The organism is Pseudomonas baetica (assembly GCF_019733355.1).
Taxonomy (GTDB): Bacteria; Pseudomonadota; Gammaproteobacteria; order Pseudomonadales; family Pseudomonadaceae; genus Aquipseudomonas; species Aquipseudomonas baetica_A.
Window position 1 is genome coordinate 33,750 of the sequence record NZ_JAIHLQ010000044.1, and the last position, 18,565, is coordinate 52,314.

18 protein-coding genes and 1 pseudogene are annotated in these 18,565 nt (G+C 59.5%); 7 read left to right on the forward strand and 12 right to left on the reverse strand.

All coding sequences use genetic code 11. The features are described from left to right. Nucleotides 1–180: 180 nt before the first annotated feature. The 3 genes from K5E40_RS28765 to K5E40_RS28775 all read right to left on the reverse strand — a co-directional run bounded on the left by K5E40_RS28765 (nucleotide 181) and on the right by K5E40_RS28775 (nucleotide 2,942). Nucleotides 181–1,293, reverse strand: a complete 1,113-nt coding sequence (locus tag K5E40_RS28765) for a succinylglutamate desuccinylase/aspartoacylase family protein (protein ID WP_221733626.1) — start codon at nucleotides 1,291–1,293, stop codon at nucleotides 181–183. 196 nt (nucleotides 1,294–1,489) lie between these two features. Next, the gene (locus K5E40_RS28770; protein WP_221733627.1) at nucleotides 1,490–2,269 is read right to left on the reverse strand and encodes an ABC transporter substrate-binding protein; all 780 of its coding nucleotides are present in this window, start codon (nucleotides 2,267–2,269) and stop codon (nucleotides 1,490–1,492) included. Between the two features lie 244 nt (nucleotides 2,270–2,513). Then, on the reverse strand, nucleotides 2,514–2,942 hold the full coding sequence (locus K5E40_RS28775) for a rhodanese-like domain-containing protein (RefSeq protein WP_221733628.1): 429 nt from the start codon (nucleotides 2,940–2,942) through the stop codon (nucleotides 2,514–2,516). Between the two features lie 102 nt (nucleotides 2,943–3,044). Between K5E40_RS28775 and ftrA the strand changes: the two genes are divergently transcribed. Further along, complete coding sequence (gene ftrA / locus K5E40_RS28780; protein ID WP_221733629.1) at nucleotides 3,045–4,019, forward strand: transcriptional regulator FtrA; 975 nt, start codon at nucleotides 3,045–3,047, stop codon at nucleotides 4,017–4,019. A 148-nt stretch (nucleotides 4,020–4,167) separates the two neighbouring features. On the opposite strand, the gene K5E40_RS28785 is transcribed toward ftrA, so the two are convergent. Further along, a complete protein-coding gene (locus tag K5E40_RS28785; protein WP_221733630.1) occupies nucleotides 4,168–4,506 on the reverse strand; it encodes an FKBP-type peptidyl-prolyl cis-trans isomerase in 339 nt (112 codons plus the stop codon). 163 nt (nucleotides 4,507–4,669) lie between these two features. Here K5E40_RS28785 and K5E40_RS28790 point away from each other — a divergent pair, with 163 nt between their 5' ends. Further along, the gene (locus tag K5E40_RS28790; RefSeq protein WP_221733631.1) at nucleotides 4,670–5,749 is read left to right on the forward strand and encodes a sensor domain-containing diguanylate cyclase; all 1,080 of its coding nucleotides are present in this window, start codon (nucleotides 4,670–4,672) and stop codon (nucleotides 5,747–5,749) included. A gap of 9 nt (nucleotides 5,750–5,758) precedes the next feature. On the opposite strand, the gene K5E40_RS28795 is transcribed toward K5E40_RS28790, so the two are convergent. Beyond that, entirely contained in the window at nucleotides 5,759–6,064 is a 306-nt protein-coding gene (locus K5E40_RS28795; RefSeq protein WP_221733632.1) for an RcnB family protein, read from the reverse strand. Between the two features lie 245 nt (nucleotides 6,065–6,309). Here K5E40_RS28795 and K5E40_RS28800 point away from each other — a divergent pair, with 245 nt between their 5' ends. The 4 genes and pseudogenes from K5E40_RS28800 to K5E40_RS28815 all read left to right on the forward strand — a co-directional run bounded on the left by K5E40_RS28800 (nucleotide 6,310) and on the right by K5E40_RS28815 (nucleotide 10,254). Next, the gene (locus K5E40_RS28800) at nucleotides 6,310–6,906 is read left to right on the forward strand and encodes a LemA family protein (RefSeq protein WP_311775986.1); all 597 of its coding nucleotides are present in this window, start codon (nucleotides 6,310–6,312) and stop codon (nucleotides 6,904–6,906) included. 23 nt (nucleotides 6,907–6,929) lie between these two features. Next, complete coding sequence (locus tag K5E40_RS28805; protein ID WP_221733634.1) at nucleotides 6,930–7,961, forward strand: M48 family metallopeptidase; 1,032 nt, start codon at nucleotides 6,930–6,932, stop codon at nucleotides 7,959–7,961. A 218-nt stretch (nucleotides 7,962–8,179) separates the two neighbouring features. Then, a pseudogene (locus K5E40_RS28810) lies at nucleotides 8,180–9,473 on the forward strand (MFS transporter). 13 nt (nucleotides 9,474–9,486) lie between these two features. Beyond that, the gene (locus K5E40_RS28815) at nucleotides 9,487–10,254 is read left to right on the forward strand and encodes a substrate-binding domain-containing protein (RefSeq protein WP_221733635.1); all 768 of its coding nucleotides are present in this window, start codon (nucleotides 9,487–9,489) and stop codon (nucleotides 10,252–10,254) included. On the opposite strand, the gene K5E40_RS28820 is transcribed toward K5E40_RS28815, so the two are convergent. Further along, nucleotides 10,244–11,158 carry a LysR family transcriptional regulator gene (locus tag K5E40_RS28820; protein WP_221733636.1) on the reverse strand — a complete coding sequence of 305 codons (915 nt, stop codon included), beginning with the start codon at nucleotides 11,156–11,158 and terminating at the stop codon, nucleotides 10,244–10,246. The genes K5E40_RS28815 and K5E40_RS28820 overlap by 11 nt on opposite strands. A 251-nt stretch (nucleotides 11,159–11,409) precedes the next feature. On the opposite strand from K5E40_RS28820, the gene K5E40_RS28825 reads away from it, so the two are divergent. After that, nucleotides 11,410–13,218 carry a monovalent cation:proton antiporter-2 (CPA2) family protein gene (locus K5E40_RS28825; RefSeq protein ID WP_221733637.1) on the forward strand — a complete coding sequence of 603 codons (1,809 nt, stop codon included), beginning with the start codon at nucleotides 11,410–11,412 and terminating at the stop codon, nucleotides 13,216–13,218. A gap of 112 nt (nucleotides 13,219–13,330) precedes the next feature. On the opposite strand, the gene hcnC is transcribed toward K5E40_RS28825, so the two are convergent. The 6 genes from hcnC to K5E40_RS28855 form a co-directional block, all read right to left on the reverse strand. Continuing rightward, a complete protein-coding gene (hcnC, locus tag K5E40_RS28830) occupies nucleotides 13,331–14,590 on the reverse strand; it encodes a cyanide-forming glycine dehydrogenase subunit HcnC (protein ID WP_221733638.1) in 1,260 nt (419 codons plus the stop codon). Then, entirely contained in the window at nucleotides 14,583–15,992 is a 1,410-nt protein-coding gene (hcnB, locus tag K5E40_RS28835; protein ID WP_221733639.1) for a cyanide-forming glycine dehydrogenase subunit HcnB, read from the reverse strand. Before hcnB ends, hcnC begins: the two co-directional genes overlap by 8 nt. Beyond that, nucleotides 15,989–16,303 (reverse strand): (2Fe-2S)-binding protein, encoded by a 315-nt coding sequence (locus K5E40_RS28840; RefSeq protein ID WP_221733640.1) that lies wholly within the window; start codon nucleotides 16,301–16,303, stop codon nucleotides 15,989–15,991. Before K5E40_RS28840 ends, hcnB begins: the two co-directional genes overlap by 4 nt. A 239-nt stretch (nucleotides 16,304–16,542) precedes the next feature. Then, complete coding sequence (locus K5E40_RS28845; protein WP_221733641.1) at nucleotides 16,543–17,082, reverse strand: hypothetical protein; 540 nt, start codon at nucleotides 17,080–17,082, stop codon at nucleotides 16,543–16,545. Between the two features lie 226 nt (nucleotides 17,083–17,308). After that, the gene (locus tag K5E40_RS28850; RefSeq protein ID WP_221733642.1) at nucleotides 17,309–18,244 is read right to left on the reverse strand and encodes a hypothetical protein; all 936 of its coding nucleotides are present in this window, start codon (nucleotides 18,242–18,244) and stop codon (nucleotides 17,309–17,311) included. Between the two features lie 103 nt (nucleotides 18,245–18,347). Further along, on the reverse strand, nucleotides 18,348–18,565 hold a 218-nt coding region (locus tag K5E40_RS28855; RefSeq protein ID WP_221733643.1), incomplete at its 5' end, for a hypothetical protein.

An 18,565-nucleotide genomic window follows, 5' to 3' on the forward strand; every position in this document is an offset into this window, starting at 1 on the left:
TCCTTCACGGGGTGCAGGGTTTGGGGTGAGCCTAACACCCTGAAGCGAGGGTCCAAATGACGGGGGGTTGCTGATGTCGCCTTCACTGGCAAGCCAGCTCGCACAATAATCTGTGCCACTCACAAAACCCGTGGGAGCGGGCTTGCTCGCGAAGAGGACCTTGAACACAGCAAAAATCTGTCAGTCGTTCGTCAGTTTGCCCGTGCGAAACGGCACTCGCCCCGCCACTTTCGCCTGCCAGATGCCCGGCTCGGTATAGCGCCCGCGATCAATCGCAAACAATACCCCGCTGGTGCCGGCGTGGATCGTGGTCACACGATCCTGCAACGGATCAACCACTTCAAACAACGCATCGCCCTTCTCTACCCACTCGCCCGCATTGCGCAGGAAACTCACCACACCGTGGTGCGGCGCGAACAGGTATTCGGTGCCTTCGAACGGCATGCCTTCACAGCACTCTTTCGGCGTTGCCGGCCATTCGCCGCTGATGAACCCTTGTTCGGCGAGAAACCCGAGAATGGCCTCGCAATTGGCCTGAGCCTGATCGACGCGCGTATCGCCCATGCTGCCCAACTCCAGCGTTGTCGCGAGGTTGGCCGGTGGAATCGCCGCGTTGGGGAACGCCCGCGCCAGGCGCAACCAGGGCGTCGAGCAGGACTCATCGAACGAACTGCCGCCGGAGTCCTCACACAGCAACGCCACGCCAGCCTTCAACCGCGCCGCCAGCGATTGCCACCGCGGCCAGTGTTGCGGCAACGCGTAGAGGTGAATCGAGGCTTCAAAATCGCAATGCAGGTCGAGGGTGATGTCGGCATCACAGGCATGGCGCAGCAACAACCGGTGCAGCGCTTCCAGTGGCGAGGCCGGTGCCGGCAGGTCATCGAAGACCTGGCCCATGGCCTGGCGAATCAGCGCGATGTTGGCGTCAGCATCGGCGCCCAATTGATCACCGATCAACGCCGCCACCGGGGCGCTGAGCTCGACGAAGGCACGGTTGAAATTCTTGCCGCTGCCCAGTTCGAAACGGCCCATGTGCGCGCCTTGCAGGTGTTGATCCAGGCCGATCGGGTTGGCCACCGGCACCAGCTCAACCACACCTTGCAAACGGCCTTGGGCTTCGAGTTCGTTCAGGCGTTGTTTGAGCTCCCACGCGGTGCGCATGCCTGGCAGTTCATCGGCGTGCAGGCTGGCCTGGATGTAAACCTTGCGGGTGCCGGCACCGTAACGAAACACGCTGAGGGAACGTTCGCTGCCCAGGTGGCTCCAGGGCAGAACATGGTCGATGCGTTGCATGGGTAACTCCTGAATAACGGATCACTGAGATCCCCTGTGGGAGCGGGCTTGCTCGCCAATACGGTGTATCAGCCAACGAAGCGGTTGAATGTCAAACCGTATTCGCGAGCAAGCCCGCTCCCACAACGTTCTCGTGTTGATCAGAGCGTAAAAAAGTGGCCACCGCGTTAACGGGGCCACTTTTTTCTACGGCGTATTAATGGCCGTACACGTCAAAGTCGAAGTACTTGTCCTGCACTTGCTTGTACTTGCCGTTGGCGCGGATTTCGGTGATGGCCTTGTTGAATTGCTCAGCCAGCGCGGTATCGCCCTTGCGCACTGCAATACCGGCGCCGCCGCCGAAGTATTTGGCGTCTTCATAGGTCGGGCCGACGAATTCGAAGCCTTTGCCGGCGTCGGTTTTCAGGAAACCGTCGCTCAGGTTGACCGAGTCGGCCAGCATCGCGTCGAGGCGACCGGAGACCATATCGAGGTTGGCTTCCTGCTGCGAGCCGTAGCGCACCAGATCAATACCGGCCGGGACCAGCACTTCGGTGGCGTAGCGGTCGTGGGTACTGGCACGCAGTACGCCGACTTTCTTGCCTTTGAGCTCGGTCAGCGGGTCTTTGACACCTGAACCTTCCTTCATCACGAAACGTGCAGGCGTGTGGTAGTACTTGATGGTGAAATCGACGTTTTTCTTGCGATCGTCAGTGATGGTCATCGAGGACAGGATCGCGTCGATTTTCTTCACTTTCAGCGCCGGGATCAGGCCGTCGAATTCCTGCTCGACCCAGGTACATTTGACTTTCATCTGCTCACACAGCGCATCGCCGATATCCACGTCGAAGCCGGCGAGTTTGCCGTCAGGGGTTTTCATCGAGAATGGCGGGTAACCGGCTTCGATACCGATGCGGATCGGCTTGGCGTCTTCGGCCACAGCGGTCAGGGACAACATCGACAGTGCCAAGGCACCAAACATCACTAGCTTCTTCATTTATAACTCCTGTGTGCGGAGGCTTTTATTGGCAGCTTCGATTCAACGTTCGGTCATGGCCAGTTAACGGCAAAAAACCGAAGTGGCCGGCAGTCTATGGCGGCGCGCACAGGGCAAATTGTTTTTAAGCGACAAATACTTACAGAAGATCGGCGCACCGGCTGACCGGGGTCAACAGGTGCGCCGTCGTGGTGCAAAGGCTGTAGGACAAGCGCTGCTTTCGTTCAAAAAATCTTGAAAAGCGTCAGCATTCGCAACCGAGTGACACTGCGGCAACAGACGAATCACTGAGCGAAAATCCCTCATCCAGCCAGCCGGTCACGCCGCCGATCATTTCCTTGACCGGGTAACCCAGCGCCGCCAGTTTCACCGCTGCCTTGTTGGCGCCGTTGCAATGTGGTCCCGCGCAATAGACCACGAACAGCGTGTTTTTCGAGTAACTCGCCAACCCTTGAGCCGTCAGCAAACGCCCCGGCATATTGATCGCGCCCGGCACATGGCCACGCTCGAAAGCCAACGGTCCGCGCACATCAACCAATACAAAGTCGACCTCACCGGCCTCTTGGCTGCTGAATACGTCGGAACAATCGGTTTCGAAGGTCAGACGGTTGCTGAAATGCATCAGGGCAATCGCCGAGGGAGCGGCAGGAATTTCGCGAACAAGGCTGGGCATCGGGTATTGCTCCTTCATCTGATCGGGTATGAACAGACTTTATCGAGCCGCAGCCTGCCGCTACAGTGGCGGACAAGACACTCATCGGGAATTTTCCGCCAAATGCCAACATCACCAGGTCTGGTCGCGATTCTGGCCTACGACGGCCTCTGCACTTTCGAGTTCGGCATCGCCGTGGAGATCTTCGGCCTGGCCCGGCCGGAGTTCGATTTTCCTTGGTACGAGCATGCGATTGCTGCGGTCGATCAAGGGCCGATGCGCGCCATGGGCGGGATTCAGGTGTTGGCCGACGGTGGTCTGGAACTGCTCGCCGAGGCACGCACCATCATCATTCCCGGCTGGCGCGACCGAAATGCGGCGGTGCCTCCAGCCTTGATCGATGCGTTACGGCAAGCCCATGAGCGTGGCGCTCGCTTGTTGTCGATTTGTTCCGGGGTATTTGTCCTGGCAGCCACCGGCCTGCTCGACGGCCACGGCGCCACCACCCATTGGCGCTACACCACGGAATTAGCGCAACGCTATCCGGCGATTGCGGTTGATCCGGATGTGCTCTACGTCGACGCCGGCCAGTTGATTACCTCGGCAGGCAGCGCAGCCGGCATCGACGCCTGCCTGCACCTGGTGGCGCGGGACTGCGGCACTCAAGTCGCCAACTCGGTGGCGCGACGCCTGGTGATGTCGCCGCAGCGTACCGGCGGGCAGGCGCAGTTCATTCCAACCCCGGTGAGCGCGACGCCACGCAACGATCTTTCGCGTGTTATGCATTGGGCACGCGAGCGTTTGCATGAGCCGTTGGAAGTGCGCGATCTGGCGAGTGAAGCGGCGATGAGTGAGCGCACGTTTTTGCGGCGCTTCAGCGAGGCCAACGGTCAGTCGCCCAAGGCGTGGTTGCAGCACGAACGTCTGGCCCGAGCACGGGAGTTGCTGGAAAGCACCGATCAACAGAACGAGCAAATCGCCGAGCGCTGTGGCTATCGGTCGGTGGAGAGCTTTCGCGTGGCATTTCGTGGCGTGGTCGGGGTGCCGCCGTCGGTGTATCGGGAGCGGTTTGGGCGTGGGAGCAAGGCGATTTCTTGAGATGGCCTTGAAGGGCTCTTCGCAAGCTCGCTGCCACAGGAATCGGTGGGGTTTGCGGATTTTGTGAACACCCTACAAACCTGTGGGAGTGAGCTTGCTCGCGAAAGCATCGGCACATGACTGCTGGAGTAACAGACGGGTGCGAGCCTCAATCCTCCCGCGTCAAAACCTCCAGCAACTCGATCTCAAACACCAGATTCGAATGCGGCGGGATCTTGCCCATCGTCCGCTCGCCGTACCCCAAATGCGCCGGCACCAGCAGTTTGCGTTTGCCGCCGACCTGCATGCCCATCAATCCTTGATCCCAACCCTTGATCACCCGGCCAGTGCCGATCACGCACTGAAAAGGTTTGCCCCGGGTGTGGGACGAATCGAACTCCGTGCCGTCTTCCAGCCAGCCGGTGTATTGGGTAGTGATCAGCGCGCCTTTGACGGCGGCTTTGCCCTCGCCTACCTGAAGATCGATGACCTGCAGTTCATCATTCATGACATTCACTCTATTGTTCAACTGGCCGCCGTTTTCCCAGAATTGCCGGGTATTGGCAAGCCGTCAGCGACGATCAACGTGGTATCCGAACCGAGTGATGAACCCTTAACATAGCCAACCGCCATTACTTCCCGGATCGACTTGCCATGCTGGCAGCGCCCAAATGACTCAGCTATTGATCAGCCTTGCCATCGGCGCGGTGATGCTTGCCGTCATCGCCCTGTTGATCTGGCGCGAGCGTGGTTTGCGCCAGCAGCTTGCCCAATACCGTGATCTGCTGACGCGCGCCGCCGAAGGCCGGAACATTCATCAGGACGGCGACGCCGAGCGTTTCAAGCGCAGCCAGTATTTCGCGCGGATCGGCACATGGGATTGGGAAGTCGACACTGACCGGCTGTACTGGTCAGACGCGATCTACGGCATGTTCGGTTTCAACATCGGCGAAGTGACACCTTCCTATGCGTTGTTCTGTTCCTGCGTGCATCCGGACGACCGCGTCAGGGTGCGCGCCGGCGAACTGCGTTGCCTGGAAACCGGTGAAAACCACGACGAGGAATATCGCGTGGTCTGGCCTGACGGCACGATTCGCTGGCTACGGGAAACCGGCAATGTGGTGCGCAATGAACACGACGCGATGATCAAAATGATGGGCGTAGTGCGCGACATTACCGAAGAAAAAGCCTCGGCCAGTTACCTCAAACACCTCGCCCACTTCGACCCGTTGACCGGTCTGCCCAATCGGCTGGTGCTTGAAGAACGGCTCTGCGAAGCGCTGGACCATGCGCGCCAGAGCTGCACGCGGGTGGCGCTGGTCTTCGTCGACCTCAACGGTTTCAAAACCATCAACGACCAGTACGGCCACGCTGCCGGCGACCGGGTTCTGATCACCACCGCCACTCGCCTGAAACGCATCCTGCGCGCCAGCGACACCGTCGCGCGCATCGGCGGCGACGAGTTCGTAGTGATCCTGCAAGACCTCGCACCCGGCATCAACCTGCAGGACGAAGCCCGCAGCATCTGCCAAAAGATCTTCATCGAACTGTCTCCACCGATCAGCATCGGCAACGACCAGCGCCATATCGGTACCAGCCTTGGCGTGGCGGTTTTTCCCGATCATGCGACGGCGATGGATCGGTTGCTGCACATTGCCGATCTGGCGATGTATGAGGCCAAGCGCAGCGGGAATAATCAGTATCGGTTGGGTGAGGAAAGCCCTGCGCGTCTAAAGGCGCAGGGCTTTTGAATCCTGGGTTTAACGCGGAACCGGTTTCATCTCGACAATGGTCCCGTTGGTGATCATTACCATGACGTACTGGTCATTGATCTGCACCCACTGGGCCTGGTCGACCGGTTTTTTCAGGCCCTTGGCTTTCCAGTCGAGGGCTTTCTCGCTGCGCTGATAAACGTCTGGTGCGCGGTCATTGACCTTCAACTCGCGGTCACTGACCGGAGATTGCACGGCGGGTTCGCTTGAGGTTTGCGCCGCTTGAACGAGTGGGCTGATCCCGGCGATGCCGGCGACGAGGGCCAGGCTGGCGATTAGGGTTTTGCTGTTCATCGGTGAACCTCCTGAGATGTCTGATACCTGAACTCCGACTGCGCGGTGCTGGAATCATTCCTTGTTTTTTTCGGGGCTGGCTGGGGGATTGTAGTTGTCCGTCGGGACGCGATCGCAGGCAAACCAGGCTCCCACAGGATGGCGCGATGTTCAAACGATGTGTAATCAGCTCGATCCACTGTCAGCGTGATTTTTTTGCGCTACCATGCCGCGCAAAATCGCACCGCGTGAACAAGGACATCACCGTGAAAACCTATCTCGTCGTCAGTCTGGTTTTGCTCGGACTCTGCGCCCTCTATGCCGTCAGCCTTTTCAACTCGCTGGTGGCGCGGCGCAATGAAATCAAGAATGCTTTCGCCCAAGTCGAAGTCCAGCTCAAGCGCCGTTACGACTTGATCCCCAATCTGGTGGCCGTTGCCAAGGGTTATATGGCCCACGAACGCGAAACCCTCGAAGCGGTCATCGCTGCGCGCAACGCTGCAGTGGCCGTACTTGAGGCCACGCAAGCGCAACCGGGCAACGCAAAAAACATCGAGCAGTTGGGCCAAGCGGACAGCACGCTCAGCAGCGCGGTGGGTCGGTTGCACCTGACGCTGGAGGCCTATCCCGATCTCAAGGCCTCGCAGAACATGCAGCAACTCAGTGAAGAGCTGAGCAGCACCGAAAACAAAGTGAGCTTTGCGCGGCAGGCTTACAACGATGCGGTGATGACCTACAACACCCTCAAACAGGGTTTCCCTGCGGTGCTGCTGGCAACCGGTTTCGGTCATGGTACCGATGCGGCTCCGCTGAAATTTGCTGACACGCTGGCCATCAAGGTCGCCCCGAAAGTCTCTTTCTAACCCTCGTTACCCAAGGACGGCCCATGAATTTTTTTGAAAATCAACGCAGGGCCAGACGCCAGACGACACGCTTGGTGAACCTGATGATCTTGTCGCTGCTGGCTCTGACAGTCCTCACCAGCCTGCCTTTCGTCTTCCATGGATTCGAAAATTACCTGAGCGGCACCGGCAGCCTGCTGGATGCGCTCATGGCGATGGCCGTCATTGCATCAGTGGTCAGCGGCATCGTTCTGATCGGCGGCCTGCTGAAATACCACGAACTGCGGGCGGGCGGAAAAGTGGTCGCCCAGAAACTCGGCGGACGATTGATCAGCGACAACGGCAACACATTGGATGAGCAACGACTGATGAACATCGTCGAGGAAATGGCGATTGCCTCAGGTACCGTCGTGCCTGCGGTGTATGTGTTGCCGGAAGAAAGCATCAACGCCTTCGCGGCGGGGTTCACCCCCCAAGATGCGGTGATCGGCGTGACCCAGGGCGCAATTTCACTGTTGTCCCGAGACGAGCTGCAAGGAGTGATCGCCCATGAGTTCAGCCACATCTATAACGGTGACATGCGGCTAAACACTCAACTTGTAGCGGTTGTCTACGGCCTGCTGATCCTCGGGATTGCGGGCGCCTATATTCTCGCCAATCAACTCAAAAGTAATAAAGGTGAAAAACGTGATTCGGGGATCATGATTCTGCTGGGGGTTTTCGGTCTGGTGCTCTGCGTTGCCGGATTTATCGGTAATGTTTTCGGCAGCCTGATCAGGGCAGCAGTGAGTCGCCAACGCGAGTTCCTGGCGGATGCCAGCGCGGTGCAATTCACGCGCAATCCGCAGAGCATCGTCGGCGCCCTGAAAAAAATCGGTGCGCAAGGTTCATCTATCAGTGCTGCCCGAGCCGGTGAGTACAGTCACTTGTATTTCAGCGCGGGCGTCTCGAACCCGCTGAGTCGCCTGTTCGCTACCCACCCTGAGCTGAACGAGCGCATCCGGCGGATTGATCCGCACTGGGATGGCAGCTTCACCGTTCGCAATGCCGCTGAGCAAGCAAACGGTCAGCAGTAGAGGCCGACAGGTTCAATGGATTGATTGGCAAAACTTATGCCATCGCTGCAAGCCAGATCCCAGAGCGGTTCAGCGCCCCTCACTGATCCGCTTTGCGCATCAATCCATACCAACAATGCAATTAACAGATTGTTACACCTGCGCCACTATCCACCCCAATAAAAACCGTGCGCCGCTTCCCCGTAGCGCACGTCATAAAAGCGGTGGAGTACTTTGTCATGACAGCCTCAATCCCACACGGCGGCTCGCGGGCCGGCGCCATTTTCCGGGTGACCTCGGGCAACTTCCTCGAACAGTTCGACTTCTTTCTGTTCGGTTTCTACGCCACCCAGATCGCGGCGGTGTTCTTTCCGGCGAGCAGTGAATTCGCCTCTCTGATGATGACCTTTGCGGTGTTCGGCGCAGGCTTTTTGATGCGCCCACTGGGGGCCATCGTGCTCGGTGCGTACATCGATGACGTCGGTCGTCGCAAAGGGTTGATCGTTACGCTATCGATCATGGCCAGCGGCACGATATTGATCGTGCTGGTGCCCGGATACGAAACCATTGGCCTGTTCGCCCCCGCACTGGTGTTGATCGGACGGCTGCTGCAAGGCTTCTCGGCCGGTGCCGAATTGGGCGGGGTTTCGGTTTATTTGTCCGAAATCGCCACGCTCGGTCGCAAAGGCTTTTTCACCGCTTGGCAGTCGGCCAGCCAGCAAGTGGCAATCATCGTTGCCGCCGCGCTGGGCTACGCGCTGAACGCGTGGATGGCGCCGGACGTGATTGCCGATTGGGGCTGGCGCATTCCGTTTTTAGTGGGCTGCATGATCGTGCCGTTCATCTTTGTGCTGCGCCGTAACCTGGCGGAAACCGAAGCGTTTGCGGCGCGCAAACACCGCCCTAGCATGAAAGAAGTGTTCCGCACTCTCGGCCAAAACTGGGGCGTAGTGCTCGGTGGGATGCTGATGGTCGCCCTGACCACCACCGCGTTCTATCTGATCACGGTGTACGCGCCGTACTTTCGGCAAAACCGTGCTGCACCTGAGCACCTCCGACGCACTGTTGGTGACCTTGCTGGTGGGCGTGTCGAACTTCTTCTGGTTGCCGATTGGCGGCATGCTGTCCGACCGCATTGGCCGTCGCCCGTTGCTGATCGCCATGTCGCTGCTGGCGCTGGCCACGACTTATCCGGCGCTGTCCTACCTGGTGCAGGCACCGAGTTTCAGCCACATGTTGCTGTCGCTGTTGTGGCTGTCGTTTATCTACGGGATGTACAACGGCGCCATGATTCCAGCCCTCACCGAGATCATGCCCGTGGAGGTGCGCGTCGCCGGTTTCTCGCTCGCCTACAGCCTGGCCACCGCGATTTTTGGCGGTTTCACCCCAGCGATGTCCACCTTCCTGATCCAGTACACCGGCGACAAAGCCGCGCCGGGTTACTGGATGAGCATCGGTGCACTGTGCGCGTTGTGCGCCACCCTCTATCTGTATCGCCGCGCCGGCGGCCGTCTGCAACCTGCCGTTGCTTAAGGAACGTATCGCCATGAAAAAACTGTTCAACCTGACTGTCCTCGCCCTCCTCGCTTTCAGCGCACTGGCACACGCCGAAGAGGTACGGGTGATGACCTCGGGCGGCTTCACCGCCGCCTACAAAATCCTCGGGCCAAAATTTGCCGCCGCGACGGGCAACACGCTCGACACCACCCTTGGCCCGTCGATGGGCAAGTCCCCGGAAGCGATCCCTAATCGCCTGGCGCGCGGCGAACAGGCCGACGTGGTGATCATGGTCGGCTACGCGCTCGACGACTTGATCAAACAGGGCAAAGTCGACCCGGCCTCACGCGTTGAACTGGCGGATTCGCGGATCGGCCTGGCGGTGCGCCAAGGCGCGCCGAAACCGGACATCAGCAGCGTCGAAGGCCTGAAGAAAACCCTGCTCGACGCACAATCGGTGGCCTACTCCGACAGCGCCAGCGGTGTATACATCGAGCAGCAGTTGTTCAAGAAACTGGGCATCGAAGATCAACTGAAACCAAAAGCGAAGATGATCACGAAAATCCCCGTGGGCTCGGTCGTTGCCACGGGCGATTATCAGTTGGGCTTTCAGCAGGTCAGCGAGTTGCTGCCGGTGCCGGGGGTGAGTTTTGTGGCAAAGATTCCTGAGTCGGTGCAGTCGGTCACGCGGTTTGCTGCCGGGATTCCAGTTGGCGCACAGCATCCGCAAGAAGCCAAGGCGCTACTCGCCTACCTCGCTGCACCGGCCGCCCAGGCTGACGTGCAGGCCACCGGGATGGATTCGGTCAAGCCTTGATCGTTGGCGGCTGGACTTTCATTTCCACCACCAGCCGCTCCAGTTCCAACGCCGCCGGGGTCAATGTGCGACCCCGGCGCTTGAGGATACCGACACTGCGCATCACTTGCGGGTCGGTCAATGGCACCCGCGTCAGGATCGGATGATCCGGCCCCGGAAGCGCCATCATCGGTACCGCCGCCACACCTAGACCGGCCTCCACCAGACCAATCATTGTCGTCACATGCCGGGTTTCGCAGATGCTTTGGCGCTGCGGCACCACACCGCTCAACGCCTGATCGAGCAGAAAACGATTGCCGGACGTCTTGTCCAGCGAGATGTAGTCCTGCTGATAGAACTCATCCCACGTCACGCTGTTGCGTCCGGCCAACGGATGATCACGCCGGCAGGCAACCACATAGCACTCCTGCACAAGCGGTTCAAAATCGACTTTGGCATCCTGTGTGCCCATAAAACTCAAACCGAAATCCGCCTCGCCGTTGACCACTGCGCTGAGGACGTCGTGAGCGCTGGAATCGAGCACTTTGACTTTGATCCGCGGGAACTGCTGGTGATAACGGGCAACCACCCGCGGCATGAAGTAGTAAGCGGCGGACGGCACGCAGGCGACAGTGACATGGCCCAATCGGGTCGAGGCAACTTCGCTGATCCCCAGCAACGCCACGTCGAGATCATCCAGCAAACGCTCGACACTGGGCATGAAACCGCGCCCGGCCTGGGTCAGGCTGACTTTTCGGGTGGTGCGTTCGAACAGCTTTACGCCAAGCGCGTCTTCGAGTTTTTCGATGCGCCGGCTCAGCGCCGGTTGCGACAGACGTACGGTGTCGGCGGCCTTGCGGAAACTGCCCTGTTCGACCACGGCGCGAAAGGCTTGCAAGTCGTTGAGATCGAAGTTGATGGCCATGGCAGGACTCGGCGGATTGATTCACAAAGATTATTAATGTAACCAATTGATGCAAATTATTACAGGCTTCACGAAGATCTCGCCGCGGGAGCGGGCTTGCTCGCGAAGGTGATGTGTCAGGTGACATCTATTTCAACCGACCCGCCGCATTCGCGAGCAAGCCCGCTCCCACAGTGGATCTTCAGTGGATTGGAGGTCTGCCTAGACCTTATCCTTGTCGCCCCCGCCGTACCGCTGTCAGGAGTCAATCAATGCCCCATGAAGGCAATCTGTTGCAAGCCGCTGTCGTGTTTCTGTTCGCGGCCGTACTCACCGTGCCACTGGCCAAGCGCCTGCAACTGGGCGCGGTGATCGGTTATCTGCTTGCCGGGGTGATCATCGGCCCGTCGGTGCTGGGCCTGATCGGCAATCCGCAAAGCGTTGCGCATATCTCGGAACTGGGCGTGGTGTTGCTCCTATTCATCATCGGCCTTGAGTTGTCGCCACGACGGTTGTGGGTGATGCGCAAATCGGTGTTCGGCGTTGGTCTGGCGCAGGTGCTGCTGACCGCCTCGGTAATCGGCGTACTGGCGCTCTCGGTCTTCGGCCAACCGCTCAACAGCGCGATTGTGCTGGGCCTTGGCCTCGCGCTGTCGTCCACCGCGTTCGGCCTGCAAAGCCTTGCTGAACGCAAGGAACTGACCAGCCCTCACGGGCGCTTGGCGTTTGCGATTTTGCTGTTTCAGGACATCGCCGCGATCCCGTTGATTGCGCTGGTGCCCATGCTCGCCGGCAGCGCTGAGAACACCAGTAGCGCCGAAAGTCTGAATCACGCGTTACAGGTACTCGGCGGGATCGCTGTGGTGGTGGTGGGCGGGCGCTATCTGCTGCGTCCGGTGTTCCGAGTGGTGGCGAAAACCGGCTTGCCGGAGGTGTCCACCGCCACGGCATTGCTGGTGGTGATCGGCACGGCGTGGTTGATGGATCTGGTCGGTGTGTCGATGGCGTTGGGGGCATTTCTTGCCGGTCTGCTGCTGGCGGATTCGGAGTATCGCCATGAGCTGGAAGCGCAGATCGAACCGTTCAAAGGCCTGCTGCTCGGGCTGTTTTTCATCAGTGTGGGCATGGGCGCCAACCTTAGCCTGCTGCTGAATGCGCCATTCACGGTATTGGGGCTGACGCTGCTGCTGATCGGCCTGAAGCTGCCGTTGCTGTTTGTGGTGGGGCGTCTGGCGGGTGGGTTGAATAGAGTCAGTGCCATTCGCCTCGGTATCGTCCTGGCTGCCGGAGGGGAGTTCGCCTTTGTGGTGTTCAAGATCGGCCGCGATCAGGGCCTGTTCGAGCCGCGCCTTTACGACTTGCTGGTGCTGACCATCACCCTGTCGATGGCGGTGACGCCGTTGCTGCTGTTGGTCTGCGCACGACTGGTCAGCCCCAAAGTGCAACCGGTGGAGGTGCCGGAAAAATTCCGTGAAATCCAAACCGATGCACCGCGCGTGGTGATTGCGGGCATGGGCCGGATGGGCCAGATCGTGGCGCGGATTCTGCGGGCACAGAACATCAAGTTCGTGGCATTGGACACCTCGGTGGAAACCATCGAACTGTCGCGCAGTTTCGGTGGCGTGCCGGTGTTTTATGGCGACCCGATGCGCCCGGAAATCCTCAACGCCGCCAAGGTCGGCGAGGCGGAATATTTTGTGATTGCCACGGATGATCCGGACACCAACATCAAGACCGCGGAGATCGTGCGCAAGCTCTACCCGCACATGAAGATCATCGCCCGGGCGCGTAACCGTCAGCATGTGCACCGCTTGGTGGATATCGGCGCTGAAGCGATTCGAGAGACGTACTATTCGAGCCTGGAAATGAGCCGGCGCACGTTGGTCGGTCTTGGGCTGACACACGCTCAGGCCGATGCGCGGATCAAGCGCTTCAAGCACCACGACGAACAGGTGCTGGAGGCGCAACACGCGGTCTACGACGACGCGGCCAAAGTCCTGCAAACCGCCCAGGAAGCCCGGGCAGAACTGGCGCGTTTGTTTGAGTCGGATCAGTTGGAAGAGGAATCGCGCCAGGCCTGAGAATCAGGCGCCGCGCGGGCCGCCATCGCGGACAAGCCCGCTCCCACAGGGTTTCGCGTCGTGTACAGAATGCTGCTACGACTCGATCACTGTGGGAACTGGCTTGCTTAGGTCAGGCCATCTCTAATTCGAGCGCTGGCTCGACCGGTGCCACTTCAAACCGATCCGCCAGAAACGGCGTGATGTCCAACGGCAATGGCTCATCGTTGACCAGTTTGTCCAGCAGTACACCGGTAATCGCCGAAGTCAGAATGCCGGTGCGGAAATGTCCGCAGGCATTCAGATAGCCCTCCACCCCGCGCATCGGCCCAAGGATCGGCAACTCATCCGGCGACCCCGGACGCAACCCCGCCCAGGTGCGTTTGAGATTGACGTCCTTGATCTCCGGCAGGCAGCGCACCGCGCCCTGCACCAGCCCGGCGATTTCCGGGTAGGTGGTGGTGACATCGAAGCCTTTGTCTTCGGTGGTGCTACCGATCAGGATCTCGCCGTTGTCCTTTTGCGCCACATAGCAGTCACTGGTGGTCAGGCAACCGTTGAGGATCTTCGGCATGCGCTCGGTCAGCAGAATCTGGCCTTTTACCGGCTTCACCGGGATGCGGATGCCGGTCGCCCACTCACTCAAATCCGCCGCCCAGGCGCCGCCCGCGTTGATCAGCGTCTTGCAGTGGAACACACCCGCCTCGGTCGTCTGCACGCCGGTCACGCGGGTGCCGTGGTGCAACACGCCTGTGACGTTGGTGTTGACGAAGATGTCGACGCCATTCTGCCGCGCGCCTTCCATGTAGGCATCGGCGAGGCGGAACGGGCTGACCTGGTGATCGCAGAGAAACTCCAGCGCCCCGCGCGCTTCATGGCTGACGCTCGGTTCCGCTTCGCGCAGTGCGGCTTGATCAAGCCAGCGCACCTGATCGGCCAGATGCGCAATGCAGCCGACGATGTGTTCGGCGTAGAGCCGATCCTCGTCGTCATAAATCACGAATTTCAGGCCGGTCTTTTCGAACTTGAAATCCATGCCGTGGTTGTCCTTCAACTCGCGGTGCAACGCCGGGTAAAGCGCGTTGGATTGCAAGGCGAAATCGAAGAACGATTCCGGCAGGATGTGCGGCGTGCTGGCGTCCACCGCCACCGCCGCGCCCTGGGTTTCGCGCTTGCGGTTGGCCGACATCATGCGGAAGAAAATCACCCCGCAGCCAAGCCCTACCGACTCACCGATGGCCCACAAACCGCCGGCCGAAGCGCGGGTCGCGTTGCCCGGACGCTTGGCATCGATCAGCGCGACCTTGAGGTTTTTGCGTTTGGACAATTGATAGGCGCAGGACGCCCCGATTACGCCGCCACCCGCAATGACCACGTCATAGAACTTACTCATGGGAAGCGGCCTCCGTGCCGATATTCTGAAACGCGGAAAAAGGGATCGGATCAATCGGGAAGCGCGGGCGCAGCCAACCGACGTCCTTGCGCCCGGTGGCCTGGCGCAGTCTGTCACTGCAATAGCCGACGCACATGCGCCCCTGGCAATCGCCCATGCTTACGCGGGTACGCATTTTCAGGCTGGCGATGTCTTGAACACCCTGCTCCAGCGCACGATCAATGTCGGCACGGGTGGCGTGCTCGCAACGGCAGATCACCGTGTCTGGAGCCGGTAGCGCGGTCTGGCCGACGCCTCGTTCGGTATAACGATCCACCGCCGCACGGAAACGCACGATGGCTTTGAGTTTGCCCAGATAACGATCACGGCGAACGCGGGCCAGTTCCTCGTCGAGAACACCGCGTTGCAGCAGGATCGACGTCGCGGCGATCTTGCCGGCGAGCATTGCCGCTTCACCACCGCGAATGCCGCCCATGTCGCCGGCCAGATGCACATGAGGTTCGTTGCTTTGCTGCCAGATGTTCGCGTTGGCGCGCAGGTAACCGTCGTCGCTAAAGCCGTGATCCAGGCCCATTTGCTGGCTGAGTTGGGTGCGAGGAATGAATCCGTAGCCGACCGCCAGGGTCTTGGCTTCAAAGCGCTCGACGCGGGACATGTCCGGTTCCCAAGTGGCCGAGTACGGGGCGACGCTGACGCTTTTCAGTTCGCCCTCGCCGTGGGCTTCGACCACGCCCCAACCGTAATTCATCGCGATGCCGTGCAGTTTCAGGTAAGCGAGCATGCTCAAGCCGTCGAGGAACAGTTGCGGCTTGTTCAGCAGCGCCAGGCTCTCGCGGGCGATCTTGCCGAATGCACAGGCCTCATACACCCCCGCGACCTTCACGCCAGAAGCGTGCAACTGAGTCGCCACCAGCGGCAGCAACGGCCCGGTGCCGGCGATTACCACCGGCCCCTGCGGCTTGACCACGCCACTCTTGATTTGCAGTTGCAGACCGCCAAGCATGATCACCCCCGGCAGCGTCCAACCGGGAAACGGCACGCTGCGTTCATGGCAACCCGCAGCGAGCAGCAATTGCGGGTAGTGGATCTCGTGCAGTTGCTCGTCGCCATCCAGCACTACCAGTGCACGGGTGCCCTCGGCGCCGACCACACGATGGTTAAGGCGCACGTCGATCAGGCCGGCTTGCTCCTGGAAGTCGCCGTGCAGTTTGCCCAACGCTTCAGCGTAACGCGGCCCCAGATAATCCAGTTGCACGCCATCACGCAGCGGGCCGCGATAGACCACACCGCCCAGGCGCGAAGCTTCTTCGAGCAACGTGCAGCGCACCCCGTGGCGCGCCAGTTCGATGGCCGCTGCCATTCCCGCCGGCCCACCGCCGACGATGACCGGTTGCAGGCTCATACGACCTCCTGCCCGGCGATGCGGTTGACCTGGGTTTCGATCTGCATACCGTCACGCACGACGGTCTGGCAGGCGCGGCGTTTGTGCCGGCCATTGATTTTCACCAGGCAGCACTGGCACACGCCCATGCCGCAGTAGGCGCCGGTGATCTGGTCATGATCGTTGCGTGCAATCTGACGCACACCGAGGGATTGAATAACGCTGAGGACGGTTTCGCCGATGGCGGCGGAGATCGGTTGACCGTTGATGTGGACGGTCATATCCGTCTGGGCCAAGGGCTGGATATCAAAGGTTCGTTCTAGGCAGTGCATTGCGGTGTTCATCCGTGAAGGTTCGGTTGAGGTTGTGTCAGCTCCTTGCTGCACTACACCTTGTCGACGCATTTTTTGCTGTGATTAGGGCGTCGACGCGGATACTTCGTCAGCACAGCGAGGTGCGCGACAAGCAATGTAGTTCATTCCTCAGCAAAGGCCTGGATCATTTAAGTTAGGCGAAATCGCCAGGAAAAACATTGATCCAGGCCAGTGAAAGCAGTCGGATTGTTCAACGATCAGTTGGAGAAGACGAACTGCCCTTTGATCTTTTTCGCGCCGATGAACCCCAGGTCCGGAAACAGCAGAGTTTTCAGCCAGGCCGCGTAGCCCACTATCGCCAGGGTGATGCCAACGCCGATCAGGGTAGACACCGGGTCTTCATCGAAGCCTTTGAACATGCGCGACAACTGGCTGATCGTCAGGATCACGTAGACGGTGTAAACCGCAGCAATGTTCTTGTAGAAGCCCCAGGCGAACAACAAGGGAATGCCGCCCGCCAACAGCATGACTATCAGGGCCATGCCCGCACTGACTTCATAAAACAGGAAGAACCCGGCAAAGGCGCCGATCAATGCCTGAATGCAGGTCAGCACCACCAGAATCGTGACCTTGAGTGAATGACGCTCTCTGAGAGCGGGGTCAGGCCGGCCGCCAATCCATGCAGCCAACACCCGATCCTTGACGTTCCCACCCGAGAGCGCCTTGAAGATTTCGGTTTTAGAGCGGCCAGCGTCGAGCATCTCGACCAGTTGCCGCTTGATTTCCTTCTTGTCCAACGTGCTCATCCTTAACTAACAGTGAAAGCGGCCAATCCACCTCCGCCGGCGATTCTCGCCGTTGGCCGTCCAGAAAGCAAAAAGCCGCTTCCACCCGAAGGTGGAAGCGGCCGAGGCATAAGCCTCAATAAAGCAATCAGTGCACGAACAGCGCGATCAGGATGATGATCGGGATCGGTACACCGAGGAAAAACAGCAGAAGTGAGCGCATGGTGATTCTCCCTTTTTAACGGACTGGAGGCAGTGTGGTGGTGGCGTAGGTATCGATTTCGACGTACTCGACCGCATCCCGGCGGCGACCGCCGAACGTGGCCGCGAGGCTGGCGAAGAAGGCACCGGCCAGCAGCGCGATGAACATCCACAGCGACGTCCAGGCAGCGACTTTGGCGGCGGTGTCGGCAGCTTGCTGGGCTTTGAGCTTGGCGTCGGCGATGGCTTTCTGGGTTCGAGCGTAGACCTCATCGACACGACGCTCAGCATCGGCCTGAGTCAGGTTGGTCCGTTGTGCGACCAGTTGGGCAAGGTAGGTACGGTCTTCGGCGCTGAGCTGACCATTGGCCAGGCTTTGCGCGAAGATCCGCGCCACCGCACCATGAGCGGCGTCATCGCTGACGGAGGCTGGGCGATCATCACGGAACAGGCTGTCAATGAAGTAGCCATATTGATTGCTGTTGGTGTTCGTTGCCGCAGTACCGGCCGCTTGGGTCATGGCGCTGGCGGCGCCACTGGCCACACTGGCACCGGCCTGCACGCCGCCACTGATGACGCTGCTGACCGAACCGACCACGAGGATCGCCGTCACCAGCGTTGCCACACACCAGGCGAGGAAACCATGGGCGGTGTCACGAAAGTAAACCTCGTCACCGTGCATGTTTGCCCACTTCACCCGCAGACGACCGGCAATATAACCGCCCATGCCGGAAGCGATGATTTGCGTCACCGCCAACCAGATGATGGTCGAAATGCCCAAGCCCTTGGCGCTGACGCCCTCCCCGGCCCACGGTGAAACGGCAGAGAAGCCCAAACCAAAGCCCAGCAGCACCAGAATCATCGACAGTGCCGCGGCTGCCGCGGCACCTGCGAAAATGGCGCCCCAGGACACACCTGAAACGCTGCTGGACTGTTCGTAGGCAGGATAAAGCCCATCAGAGGATCTATTCATTGTTGTTCTGCTCCAGGCATGAAAAATGGTGTTACAACTGGTCACAACGGGAACTGCAGTGACCGTGCCATTCACCAACAACAAATAAATTCGTTATTTTCAATCACTTACAAAAGATGAACTTCTCAGGACATTGCAATTTGCAAAGTAAGGGAAGGTCTGAAGTAAGACCTTCTTTTTCCAGCAAATCGGGCGTCAGGCTGTAAAAAAGAGAGCACTTCGCTGAAACTCTAGAAATATCGACTTTTTTCGATGAATAAGCCTGTTTTAAGCACTTATTAATCCTTAATTTCCATACTGCGGACGCACCTGTCCTATAGG